We start from the raw sequence: 11,172 nt of genomic DNA, 5'->3' as shown, positions 1-11,172 counted from the left end.
ATGTAATATACCGCGACAAGCAGATCATAGACGGAGGCTTCTTTTTGTTCGATTAACGAGATCTTATATATCATAAAAAAAGGTAATCCCCGTTAAAAGACGAAAAATGCCTGTTGGTCGGCACAAAATGGCTCAATAGCGCTGGAATTTGCAGGAAACCAGTTAATAAGTGATATTGCAGCTGTTTTTATTATGTTCCGGACAAATAATGAAACCAGTTTTATGAAATGAAACTATTACTATCAAAAAGCAAGCTGATAACCATATTGATACATATCCTCGTTTGGAGTGTATTCGGGCTGGCTATATTTTTTTATCTGCCTTTTTTTTCAGGGATTAATATTCATTATGCATTCTGGATAAGACAGGTAATTACGCTTGGCCTGCTGGTGATTGCATTTTATATCAATGCTTTTGTTCTGGTGCCCAGGTTTTTGTTAAAAAAACATCCTGGTTACTATTTTGCAATAATCATTGGGGTGATTATAGTCATCGTAATTTTAGATGGTTGGAGTGAACCGGCGCTTAACTTTCATCAATGGCTGTTTGATGAATCTTTTCATAAACGTTTGATGATGAAGATATTGGCACACCGAGGAGAAAATATATTGCAAGTGTTTACTTTAGTTATTTCTGTAATGGTGCTTGGTATCAGTACCAGCCTGGCCACCATTGGGAAATGGCAAAAAGATAAGCAGAAACGCGAGGAGATGGAAAAAGACAAGATCACTTCAGAGTTGTCGTTCCTTAAGGCACAGATCAACCCGCATTTCTTCTTTAATACATTGAACAATATTTATGTGCTTACCCAGGTTGACGGGGATATGGCCGGCGAGGCCATTCACCAGCTTTCTCGCATGATGCGGTATTTGCTTTATGAAACGCAGCAGGGACAAACCCAGCTGAGCCAGGAAATTGCCTTTGTGGAGGATTACATTAGTCTGATGCAATTGCGGTTAACCGACGCAGTAAAGGTGAAGATTGATACTCCCCCGCAATTAAAGGATATGCCCATGGCACCGATGATTTTATTGCCTTTCCTTGAAAATGCCTTTAAGCATGGGGTGAGTGCGACAGCGCAAAGTCATATCGATATTGTGATCCTGCAACGGGAAAGTCTGCTTGATATTACTGTAAAAAATTCGATAATGAAAGATAATAGTGTTAGCTTAGATACCAGCGGCGGCATTGGTTTGGTGAATACCCGCAGGAGGCTCGAGCTGCTTTATTCAGGTAAACATAAACTAGAGATCTGCGAGCTCAATGCCGATAATGAGTACACTGTTCACTTAATTCTGGATCTGTTATGATATTGAATTGCATTGCAGTTGATGATGAGCCCCTGGCACTTAGTCAGGTGTGCAAATTCATTGAACAAACGCCTTTTTTGCACCTGGCAGGAAAATACGCAAATGCTGTGCATGCACTAAAAGCCATTCGCACTGAGAAGATTGACCTCATATTTCTGGACATACAAATGCCCGACCTAAATGGCATTGAGCTGGCACGCGTACTGGACACGGGGCTTGATAAACCGCGCATTATATTTACTACAGCTTACAACCAGTTTGCCCTGGAGGGATACACAGTAGATGCTTTGGATTATCTGCTAAAGCCCTTTAATTACAAAGAATTTCACCGGACTGCCCAAAAGGCTTTGAACTATGCTGAATTACTAAATAAGCCTGCTGCAAAAGCCCCCGTGGCAAATGAAACAGAAAGTGCAGACGAAAATTATCTTTTTCTGAAAGTGGAATATCAACTTGTGCGCATCGCCCTGGATGATATTCTGTATATCGAAGGCTTAAAGGATTATGTAAAGGTTGAACTAAAGAATGCCGAGAAAGCAACCCTATCGCGTACCAGCTTGAAAGCATTGGAAGAAAAATTACCCCCGAAACGTTTCATGCGTGTGCATCGTTCGTTTATCGTTTCACTGGATAAGATCACATCCATGACCAAAAATTCGGTACATATTGGCAAAATGATGATCAGCGTGGGTGATCAGCATAAAGATGCTTTTGCTCAGTTTGTTGGGAAATGGACTTGAAAACCGCAACAAAACTGTAAGGCGTTTGGTCTATTGAGTAGTTTTATTTTCTGTAAAGTGGGCATCTTTTGAGCAGATATTCCAATGGGCCAGCATAAGAACCATCGGTATTACTTAAAAAAGCTTTATGGGTCTGGCTATAAATACTGGCGTTATTGTCCATATAAATATGCAGACTTACGGCCACATCGTATCGTTGAACAGCATTGCTGGATGAGGAACCGTAAGAAGAAATTCCTTTTACATCTTTGTCGCCATCGCGTTTCACCTTGGTATTTGAATTTTCGCTTGAAGAACTGGTCTGGTAGCCTTTATTTTGTGTAACTATGCCATCAACAATATACTCTACACCAAGTATATCACAAATTTCTTTCATGGTAAAACTTATCATTTTGTCTCTGGTTACCCCTGCCTTGGCTAACATAGCATTGGTTGTTCTTGAATCCAAAATGGTATAACCTGCCGAATGCTGTGAAAGGAATCCATAAGTGTCTTCCTGTGCCTTGAGGCCAATTGCATCTGCGCCAGGTTGATTGTCCATCAAATAAGTGAATGGGAGGACAGCTATTTTATTGTGATGATCAGCTGGGGAGGCAGACATGCTTACAGGATCTTTTTGGCGGTCCTGAGAAGGCTGACTCTGTTGGCTGATTATTTCAATTCTGCCACTGGAATGCACAATTTTAGCAATATCAGATTTTTTAACGACGTATTCCGCAGTTTCGCCATCATATATAAATGTAACATCGCTGTCGGTTACCTTGACAACTTTGCCTTTCATTTCTTCGCCGTTAAGTTTTTGAATAATATCTTGTTTTGCAGTATTTGTTTGTGCAAACAGATTAACAGAAATCAGACTTACAATAAGCCATAAGTAGAGCTTTTTCATAGGATTAAGATGAGTAAACAAATATAATAAATGTAACATATCTGTTTACTTCATTAACTTTTTTTTTAATATCAAATTTCAGGAGAGATTGAACCTCCTGAATATATAGTGAAGAAGTCCTTTTTATAAACCTCTCCTATTGGCAGTTCATTTATACCAAGGTAAATAGTATGGTGGTCAAAAGATTCAATATAATTCTTGTTCACCACATAGGATTTGCTTACGCGCAAAAAGGTATCCTGAGGAATTTTTTGATGGAAGGTTTTTAAGTTCATGGCTGTAATCAGCTTTTGGCCAGCCAGATGTATTACTACGTAATCCTTTAGTCCTTCTATAAATCTGATATCCTCGAATTTGATCCTGTGAAATCGTCTATCTGATTTGATTAACAAGAAATCTGCCGTATTACCTTCAAGTGTGTTCTTTTCAGGGTTGCCTGAAAGCAGGCTTTGATAAGTTTCGGCTTTTTTGATCGCTTTATCCAGCCTCCCTTTGTCTATGGGTTTGAGCAAGTAATCGATTGCGTCCAGTTCATAACTTTTTAAGGCATACTGCGGGTAGGCCGTTGTGAAGATAACCAATGTTGAGCCTGATAATTGAGTGGCAAAATCTAGCCCGGTAACCATGGGCATTTCGATGTCCAGAAAAATCAAATCGACTTTATTTGATTTCAGAAAATCAAGAGCGGTCCATGCATTTGAAAAACTGCCCAATATTTTAGCTGAGGATACTTCGTTGATCAACGCTTTCATCTCCGCTCTGGCCAAAGGTTCATCGTCTACAATGATACAGTTCATAAGGGCAATTTTAATAGAATTGAAAATTGATTTTCTGTGGAATCTATGGTTAAAAAATAGTTATTCTGGTAGAGCAGTTGCAGTCTTCGTTTAATGTTTGCCAAATCGTTAGGTATAAACAGTGGATCTTTTGAGTTCATACAAAAGAAATGAAGTTCAGCATCAACAATTACAAATTTAATTGTGATGTGGGGCTCTCCACCACTCACATCCACACTATGTTTAACGGCATTTTCTACAAAAGTGGTAAACAAATTGGGTGGTACAAAGATCCCATCCAATATTCCGGGAGTATCGGGAATATTAATATCTACAGAAAGCTTGTCCCTCCTGAGCATCTCCAGGTTCAGGAAGTTCGACAAAAAGGTGATTTCTGATCGTAACGGCGTCTTTTCTTCATTATTATCATAAATCTGGTACCTTAAAAACTCAGAAAGTCTCATAATCACTAGATTAGCTTTCTCGGGATCTGTGCGTATCAATGCTTTTATGCCATTCAGCATATTAAAAAGGAAATGTGGATTAATCTGATTTCTTAGCTCATTGAGTTCCATCCTTAGGGTTATATTATTCAACTCGGCAATTCGCTCATTATCTTTTGTCCAGCGTTGAAATAATTTAATCATGGTGGTAATCAGGATAATCGACACTGTTATAAAAAAGCCCTCAAAAAAACCATGATCATCTTCTTTATAGCCATGTCCTAACTGCATTCCCGCTGAGTCTAGATACACTTGAAATAAACCAGATATGAAAGTAAGGCTGAGAAATACCAGGAGGGAAAAAAGAATTAGATACAACACGTACCTGCCCTTAAAAAAGTAAACGGGCACCAGTATATACATGTTGATGTAGCACATAGCAATTAATACTCCATAAACACTTAATAATCTAAAATAATTAAAAGGTCCGGAGTATTCTGCTTGCCAGTTAGAATAGGTAATAACAACCAAACTAACCACTAAAAGTACAGCGTGACGCAGGATCCTATACCGATCATCAACGATAACCTGCAAGAGATTTGTGTTCTTAAGCTCCAGATCTGCTTTCATTTAATTTTCTATTGCTGCAAAGATAAGGTTATGTCTTAGTTCACTTTGCGAAATTATACCAAATGACCTCTGTAATATACCAAATTCAGGTTTAAGGTTTGGTATGGCATTGAGGCGATCTGGTATATTATTTAGTGGATCTGGTATAATAACAAAAATGTGTCTTCGCATTATATATTCCTTTGCGTCCGGATTTACCCAATCTCTTTCGAAATTTTAACACAACATATGAACAGAATAAAAAGAACTGTGGCAACATTGAGTATACTCGCCTTAGCAATCAATAGCTTTTCTCAGACTACGGATAGTATCCCTAAAGGCAAGCAGGACAGTTTGAACTTCCCTAAAAGAGTGGCTACTTTTGCTGCCGACAAATTTGCAATAACCCGCCCGCTAAATATTGAGTTTACCCAAACTGCTCCCTTCAATTTCAAGTCAGAAAAAGACGGGAGTCTTTTACCCGTAAATAGTATAAACCGCTTTCAACAAGTTAAGGTGAGTGCTAATATTAGCCTCATTAAACGCAAGAGCTGGATTTTAGGTACAACCCTGGGATATAGATTAACTTCCGCAGAGGCAGAAATTGGAAATACAGGTACATCATACATCACCACTTCTAATGATCTTCACTATCTGTTTTCATCCCTGAATTTAACCTATTTTTCATCCTTATTCGGAAAACGGATGGTTTATAGCTCAAGTGTGATGTTGGATGGTAGCGACAAGCATTTGGAAAGAGTAAGGGGAATGCTTACGGCAACAATGGTATTGAAAGCAAATCCACGCACAAAAATGACCGTCGGAATTTTGGCCAGCATTGACCCTAGCGCACCGACTCCATTTGTCCCCACCTTCTCCTATGAACACAAATTCAACAACGGCATGATAGCAGACATTGTGCTTCCCCGAAGTTTGTATCTGAGAAAATTTGTTTTTAACCGTAACGGGAGAATTTCATTCGGCTCTGAACTGGACAGAACTGCATTTTACCTTTATAACCTGGATGGCACCGACCAAAAATATGAGTATGGCCAATTGGATGTCAATTCAGGACTGACCTACGAGCATGCGATTGGGAGACATTTTATGCTGACGGCAAAAAGTGGGATGAAATACACGCCCTCGGGGAGAGTATTTAAAAAAGAGGACTCATTTGCTGACCCCGTTTATAAAATCACTCCCGATCCCGTATTTTACTTTAATATAGGTATATCATTTAATCCATTTTCTATTCTTGGAAAGAAGAAATAACATATCAAAACAAATTATTATGGTAGCAATTTTCAAAACAAATGTTAAGCACCCTGCAGCTGCGATGAATGTTATTAGCCAGTTGTTGTGTGCATACCCGGCATTCAAAATTTCATTTGATCTGGAAGATGAGGACAAGATACTTAGGATCGAAGGAACTTTCTTTCATGTCGAAGATGTCGTTCATTCTCTTCTAAGTAATGGCTTTATCTGTATCCACCTTCCTTATGATCCGGATAGTTGCCCTGTTTTAGGGCATTACAATCATTAATGTTTCTATATTTGGATCGCAAATGGACTTTAGTATCCCATCCTTTTTTGTTAATTTGGATAAAAAAACCAAATGAAAAACCTGGGTGCACTATTCTGTATGTTGTTTGTATTTGTTTGCAGCCAAAACAGCAAGGCAGAATCAGTTAAGACCGTTATAAGCACGGCAAACACTTTTATTAAATCATTAAATACCGATCAGCAAAGGGCAGTGGTAATTGGTTATACTAAGGAAAATGCCACAAAATGGACCAATCTTCCATGTGGATTGCAATGCAGGGTTGGGGTTTTATTAGGCTCATTGACAGATATACAGCTTCAAAATGCTAAAGCAGTTGTTAAAGCAGCCATGGGAACACTACCTTCTAAGGGATATGACCAGGCTATGCAGATTTTAGCAGCCGATGGTTTTCTGGGTACAGGCCGTAAGGGATACTCACAGGGAAATTATATTATTGCATTTCTGGGTAAGCCAGAGATTACAGGCAAATGGCAACTTCAGTTAGGCGGTCACCATTTGGCGGTTAACTTAACGTTTGATAATGGTAAGGTTGTTAGCGCTTCGCCTCTCTTTATTGGCTTAGAGCCCAAAACCTGGACTACCAACGGAGTTACTTATGCCCCCCTTAAAGCCAATCACGATTTATTGACAAGTATGCTTGCTTCATTGAGTGATGAGCAATTAGAAAGTGCCAAATTAGCTAGCGGTTTTGACGATGTATCTGTAGGTCCGGGTGCTGATGGTAAATTCCCTGCCACAAAGGCCGGGCTAAAAGCAGGCTCGCTAAACAAACACCAAAAGACCTTGATAATTGAGGCCATGAAAGCTTGGGTTCAAATTGCTGATGATGCTACTGCCAAAAAACTATTGGCTTCTTATGCTGCAGAAATAGACAATACGTATATAGGATATTTTGGTGGTCCTTCACTTGCTAACAAAGGTGATTACATTCGCATTGATGGCCCATCTGTATGGATAGAGTTTATATGCCAGCCAGGTGCAGTATTTCCGGCTGAGGTGCATTACCATACTGTTTATAGAGATCACATCCGAGATTACGGGGGGAGTTTTAGTTTTTTTAATTAACTTCATCGCGCTTTGTTGCTAACTAGCAATGGGCATTAATCTTTATTAGCAATCTTAAGAATGGCCTTACCTAATATCTTCACAAAATCAGTTTCTGACGAGATAATTGCAAGAATAAACAAACTAACACCTGAAAGTCAACCTGAATGGGGCAAAATGGATGTTGCACGGATGCTTGCACATTGCAATGTTACCTACGAATTGGTGTTTGATAATATCCATAAGAATCCAAATGGCTTCTTAAAGTTTATTTTGAAGATGATGATCAAAAATAAGGTGGTGAATGAAAAACCTTATGGCAAGAACGGAGCTACAGCACCACAATTTTTAATTACTGATCCTAAGGTGTTTGAAACTGAAAAAGCACGCTTGATAAGCTATATTGAAAAAACTCAGCAATTGGGCGAAGATCATTTCGATAATAAAGAGTCACATTCTTTTGGTGTGCTTACAAAAACAGAGTGGAATAATATGTTTTACAAACACCTGAATCACCATTTGAATCAGTTTGGGGTTTAGTTAACACGACAGCCACCTCTACTTATAGCGCCAAAGTTAATTCGTAATCACTTATTGCAAAGAACAGATTTTGTATCTGATGAACATACTCTACCCTTTTCAAAGTGTGCCCGTTATACTGTACAATCCAGATTTCATGATTATTATCGTCAACTGAATTTAACAAATTGAACTCATTACTTTGACCCTGGCTATCTTCTACATAAGTGATGAATGAGCTTAGTTTAACCTGTAACCCCAGTGATGATGCCCAATATTCGTTTATTGGAACCCCCTGATATGAACCATGAAATGATTCCCAAAATTTTAGGGTTTTAAAATGATCCTCAGTTACAACAAACCAGCTTCCATCTTTAAGGCCAACAATGTTTCCAATTCTTAATTCATGTGCATCCATACGATTTATTTAAATAGCTATTACTAAATATACCAACTGGTGGGCTAACTTTTTAATTTTGTTTTTAAAAAGATTAATGGGTTGTAAAAACGTTGATCGAGCTGTTTTTGATTCATAGTTAACCAGCTGGCACAGCCATAATCGTCAAAATTTTTACGAATCTCCAGGTGAAGGTGATGGTAATCTCCTCCATACTTTTTCGACTCCTGCTTTGTAAATAGACGAGCGAGCTTTGTTTGTTCGGTTACCTGTTGGCCCTGACTCACATACACCTCTTTTAAGTGCTTGTAAGAAGTAAACATCACTTTACCATCGGCAAGTTTGTGTTTTACTACTACCGTGCGCTGGTTTTCTGCTAAATGTACTGAGCATACAACACCTTTTGCGATTGGATAAACACCTATCAAACTCGTTTTAGGTTTTAAAGGATTAATGTCTATTGCGGTATGTATGTGTCCTTTATAGAAGCTATCCCGATGATCTCCAAATATGCTGATTACTTTGATTTGTTTTATGTCTTTTCTGTTGGATACATCGAACGGCAATACCCAATTACTTGCTACAACTGCTGGAACAGCATCTACATAATAGGGTTTCCATCTGTCTTTATCAGTATCGATTGTTGGTTTTTGGAAGTTCAACAATAAAAGTACTGTAGTTAAGAGCGCTGTTTTTATCATTCTACTTTTTTAAGCTTTAAGACTTCTTTTTTAGATAACACTACCGGTTTAAAGGTTACTGTTTCTAATGGAAGATCATTTTTATCTGTTTTTACACCATTTATTGCATCAGCCACCTCCATTCCTTCAACTATTTCACCAAAAACGGTATAATCATTATCTAAATGAGGAGTTCCCCCTATTGTTTTGTAAGTGGTTCTCTGTGATGGTGAGAGCTTAATACCTTTCTTTTTTTCCAGCACATCGAGTTGTTCGTCTGTTTGCAGTTTACCTACGACCAGATATATTTGGGTAAGGTATGAGCTCTTTTCGGGATTGTCATTTCTACCTGCTCCAAGGGCACCTTTTTTATGAAATAATTTTGGTGTTATCTCTGCCGCTAAGCGTTGTATCGGTACTTCCGGATGTAGTTTTTCTCTTTCAAGAATAGTTTCGTCGAGCTCCCCTCCCTGGCTTACAAAGGATTTAATGACGCGATTAAATTGCGCGTTATTATAGAGGCCTTTTTTTATGGCTTGTAGAAACATATCTCTATGCTTAGGCGTTTGGTCATACAAGACCAGCGTAATATTTCCTTTGTTGGTGATTAACCTTACATAGGCGGATTGGGCGTTAGTAATCAACGCGAATAATAAAAGTAGCAAAGTTAGGACAGAAGTTCTCATCTGATTTTTCCAGTTTTAAGAATATCTAACGAATATAAAAGAATATTTGATTGATCCTGTCGATATATTCTTGCTCTCAGTCGATAAATTAACAGATCCGGCAGATTGGCTGTATGTTTTGATAATCTGCGGCATAAGCATTGCACTATGGCTATCAAATAAAACACATAAAATGAAAAAAATACTTTTAGCTGTAGTTTTCGGAGTAGCTTCGTTAAGCAGCATAAACACTCAGGCGCAGGTAAGCGTAAATATAAACATAGGTTCTCAGCCACAATGGGGCCCGGCCGGTTATGATCATGTTGATTATTATTATCTTCCTGATATAGACACTTATTACAACGTTCCTAATAAACAATACATTTACCTTAATAATGGGAATTGGGTGTTTAATAACAGCTTGCCCTCAAGATATAGAAACTACGATTTATACAATAGTTACAAGGTTGTAATTAACTCACCCAAACCCTATTTATCACATAAAGTGCATGTTAAAGAATATAGCAAGTATAAAGGTTACAAAGGAAAACAAAGAGTAATCAGAGATAGCAGGAGCATTAGACAGTCCAAACCTGCCGGTAACAAAAACAAATACCGTGAGGCAAAGGGCAATAGCAAATCCCGTGAAGGTAAAGGCAATGGGAAACATGGCAACGGCAGTGGTAATAATGGGAAACACTAAATAAGATTAATCAATAAAAAAGGCAGTCCACGTGCTGCCTTTTTTATTGTCCTACCCCTTTAAAGCTTTAGCGATCTGTGCTATTAAACCTGCTTCGACAAAGGGTTTGCTAACTACACCGGAGAACCCTTTGTTCAGGATTTTATTCATTTCAAATTCTTCCGGGTTTGCGCTGATAACAATTACAGGTAGCTTGCTCAATGGATCAGGTAACTTCTTTATCGCCTGAAGAAGCTCATATCCATTCATTTCCGGCATCTGAATATCAGTTAAAACTACTGTTATGTTTTCTTTTGCAAGAACATCCAGTGCTTGTTTCCCATTAGCCGCACTATAAAATTTAACGTTCCATTTTTGCGTCATCATTTTCAGGAATTTCAGATTTAATTCGTTGTCATCAACCGCAAGAATACTTATTCCATTAAACAGTGCGAGCGGATCCTCTGTAGTTTGATTTACTACTGCCTGATCATTGCTACTGTTTTCAAGATATGGAATGTAGAAGCTAAAGGTACTCCCGGTGCCTTCGGTGCTCTTTACGCTTATTTTACCACCCTGCAGCTCTACAAACTGCTTACAGATATACAGCCCCAAGCCTGTACCGGTTTTGCCTTTTGAGGAATTTGTTTGGTAATATTTAGAGAACAGGTTAGTTTGCTGATCGGCACTTATTCCCATTCCCGTATCCGTTATCCCTACCTCTAGTCTGGGTTTATCGTTTACTTTTGTTAATACCGCATTTACGGAGACCTCACCTTCTTTGGTGTATTTTATCGCATTGCTTAACAGGTTAATCATAATTTGTTTTAGCCTAAAACTATCTCAACTATCTC

General features: G+C 38.5%; 13 protein-coding genes and 1 pseudogene. 7 read left to right on the top strand and 7 right to left on the bottom strand.

Features of this window, described 5'->3' with window-relative positions; all coding sequences use genetic code 11:
- The first annotated feature begins 227 nt into the window (after positions 1-227).
- Positions 228-1,310 carry a sensor histidine kinase gene (locus AC1DDX_RS19315; RefSeq protein WP_288881542.1) on the top strand — a complete coding sequence of 361 codons (1,083 nt, stop codon included), beginning with the start codon at positions 228-230 and terminating at the stop codon, positions 1,308-1,310.
- Positions 1,307-2,050: a LytR/AlgR family response regulator transcription factor gene (locus tag AC1DDX_RS19310; protein WP_288881540.1), complete on the top strand. Its 744-nt coding sequence runs from the start codon at positions 1,307-1,309 to the stop codon at positions 2,048-2,050. Before AC1DDX_RS19315 ends, AC1DDX_RS19310 begins: the two co-directional genes overlap by 4 nt.
- A 43-nt stretch (positions 2,051-2,093) precedes the next feature.
- Here the strand turns inward: AC1DDX_RS19310 and AC1DDX_RS19305 are convergent, their stop codons facing one another.
- From AC1DDX_RS19305 to AC1DDX_RS19295, 3 genes are all read right to left on the bottom strand, one after another.
- Positions 2,094-2,939 carry a hypothetical protein gene (locus tag AC1DDX_RS19305; protein ID WP_288881538.1) on the bottom strand — a complete coding sequence of 282 codons (846 nt, stop codon included), beginning with the start codon at positions 2,937-2,939 and terminating at the stop codon, positions 2,094-2,096.
- A 71-nt stretch (positions 2,940-3,010) separates the two neighbouring features.
- The gene (locus tag AC1DDX_RS19300; protein ID WP_337716005.1) at positions 3,011-3,736 is read right to left on the bottom strand and encodes a LytR/AlgR family response regulator transcription factor; all 726 of its coding nucleotides are present in this window, start codon (positions 3,734-3,736) and stop codon (positions 3,011-3,013) included.
- Entirely contained in the window at positions 3,733-4,788 is a 1,056-nt protein-coding gene (locus tag AC1DDX_RS19295; RefSeq protein ID WP_477622430.1) for a sensor histidine kinase, read from the bottom strand. Before AC1DDX_RS19295 ends, AC1DDX_RS19300 begins: the two co-directional genes overlap by 4 nt.
- 228 nt (positions 4,789-5,016) lie before the next feature.
- Here AC1DDX_RS19295 and AC1DDX_RS19290 point away from each other — a divergent pair, with 228 nt between their 5' ends.
- The 4 genes from AC1DDX_RS19290 to AC1DDX_RS19275 all read left to right on the top strand — a co-directional run bounded on the left by AC1DDX_RS19290 (position 5,017) and on the right by AC1DDX_RS19275 (position 7,915).
- Positions 5,017-6,039 carry a hypothetical protein gene (locus AC1DDX_RS19290; RefSeq protein ID WP_172662650.1) on the top strand — a complete coding sequence of 341 codons (1,023 nt, stop codon included), beginning with the start codon at positions 5,017-5,019 and terminating at the stop codon, positions 6,037-6,039.
- A 19-nt stretch (positions 6,040-6,058) separates the two neighbouring features.
- Complete coding sequence (locus tag AC1DDX_RS19285) at positions 6,059-6,310, top strand: methyltransferase type 11 (RefSeq protein ID WP_172662649.1); 252 nt, start codon at positions 6,059-6,061, stop codon at positions 6,308-6,310.
- Positions 6,311-6,382: 72 nt separating this feature from the next.
- Positions 6,383-7,396 (top strand): DUF3500 domain-containing protein, encoded by a 1,014-nt coding sequence (locus AC1DDX_RS19280; protein ID WP_216854462.1) that lies wholly within the window; start codon positions 6,383-6,385, stop codon positions 7,394-7,396.
- A 60-nt stretch (positions 7,397-7,456) separates the two neighbouring features.
- Positions 7,457-7,915, top strand: a complete 459-nt coding sequence (locus tag AC1DDX_RS19275; protein WP_172662648.1) for a DUF1569 domain-containing protein — start codon at positions 7,457-7,459, stop codon at positions 7,913-7,915.
- Positions 7,916-7,937: 22 nt separating this feature from the next.
- On the opposite strand, the gene AC1DDX_RS19270 is transcribed toward AC1DDX_RS19275, so the two are convergent.
- Genes AC1DDX_RS19270 through AC1DDX_RS19260 form a run of 3 tightly spaced genes read right to left on the bottom strand, consistent with a single transcriptional unit; the run spans position 7,938 to position 9,657 of the window.
- Positions 7,938-8,312, bottom strand: coding sequence for a hypothetical protein (locus AC1DDX_RS19270; protein WP_337716001.1), 375 nt, complete (start codon positions 8,310-8,312; stop codon positions 7,938-7,940).
- Positions 8,313-8,356: 44 nt separating this feature from the next.
- Positions 8,357-8,992 (bottom strand): M23 family metallopeptidase, encoded by a 636-nt coding sequence (locus AC1DDX_RS19265; RefSeq protein ID WP_172662646.1) that lies wholly within the window; start codon positions 8,990-8,992, stop codon positions 8,357-8,359.
- Positions 8,989-9,657, bottom strand: a complete 669-nt coding sequence (locus AC1DDX_RS19260) for a peptidylprolyl isomerase (RefSeq protein ID WP_172662645.1) — start codon at positions 9,655-9,657, stop codon at positions 8,989-8,991. The genes AC1DDX_RS19265 and AC1DDX_RS19260 overlap by 4 nt, the downstream gene beginning before the upstream one ends.
- Positions 9,658-9,829: 172 nt before the next feature.
- On the opposite strand from AC1DDX_RS19260, the gene AC1DDX_RS19255 reads away from it, so the two are divergent.
- Positions 9,830-10,339: a hypothetical protein gene (locus tag AC1DDX_RS19255; RefSeq protein WP_172662644.1), complete on the top strand. Its 510-nt coding sequence runs from the start codon at positions 9,830-9,832 to the stop codon at positions 10,337-10,339.
- Between the two features lie 51 nt (positions 10,340-10,390).
- Here the strand turns inward: AC1DDX_RS19255 and AC1DDX_RS19250 are convergent.
- A pseudogene (locus AC1DDX_RS19250) lies at positions 10,391-11,149 on the bottom strand (ATP-binding protein); the annotation flags it as partial.
- Between the last annotated feature and the right edge of the window lie 23 nt (positions 11,150-11,172).

It is taken from the genome of Pedobacter sp. 10L46_2 (assembly GCF_056395165.1).
Note: the sequence above shows the minus strand (reverse complement) of the source record. Positions and strands in the feature narration are given on the sequence as shown.

Bases quoted from the DNA above. Each gene is read 5' to 3' on its own strand.
- AC1DDX_RS19315 (WP_288881542.1), top strand. From the start codon at position 228: ATGAAACTATTACTATCAAAAAGCAAGCTGATAACCATATTGATACAT.
- AC1DDX_RS19310 (WP_288881540.1), top strand. From the start codon at position 1,307: ATGATATTGAATTGCATTGCAGTTGATGATGAGCCCCTGGCACTTAGT.
- AC1DDX_RS19305 (WP_288881538.1), bottom strand. From the start codon at position 2,939: ATGAAAAAGCTCTACTTATGGCTTATTGTAAGTCTGATTTCTGTTAAT.
- AC1DDX_RS19300 (WP_337716005.1), bottom strand. From the start codon at position 3,736: ATGAACTGTATCATTGTAGACGATGAACCTTTGGCCAGAGCGGAGATG.
- AC1DDX_RS19295 (WP_477622430.1), bottom strand. From the start codon at position 4,788: ATGAAAGCAGATCTGGAGCTTAAGAACACAAATCTCTTGCAGGTTATC.
- AC1DDX_RS19290 (WP_172662650.1), top strand. From the start codon at position 5,017: ATGAACAGAATAAAAAGAACTGTGGCAACATTGAGTATACTCGCCTTA.
- AC1DDX_RS19285 (WP_172662649.1), top strand. From the start codon at position 6,059: ATGGTAGCAATTTTCAAAACAAATGTTAAGCACCCTGCAGCTGCGATG.
- AC1DDX_RS19280 (WP_216854462.1), top strand. From the start codon at position 6,383: ATGAAAAACCTGGGTGCACTATTCTGTATGTTGTTTGTATTTGTTTGC.
- AC1DDX_RS19275 (WP_172662648.1), top strand. From the start codon at position 7,457: ATGGCCTTACCTAATATCTTCACAAAATCAGTTTCTGACGAGATAATT.
- AC1DDX_RS19270 (WP_337716001.1), bottom strand. From the start codon at position 8,312: ATGGATGCACATGAATTAAGAATTGGAAACATTGTTGGCCTTAAAGAT.
- AC1DDX_RS19265 (WP_172662646.1), bottom strand. From the start codon at position 8,992: ATGATAAAAACAGCGCTCTTAACTACAGTACTTTTATTGTTGAACTTC.
- AC1DDX_RS19260 (WP_172662645.1), bottom strand. From the start codon at position 9,657: ATGAGAACTTCTGTCCTAACTTTGCTACTTTTATTATTCGCGTTGATT.
- AC1DDX_RS19255 (WP_172662644.1), top strand. From the start codon at position 9,830: ATGAAAAAAATACTTTTAGCTGTAGTTTTCGGAGTAGCTTCGTTAAGC.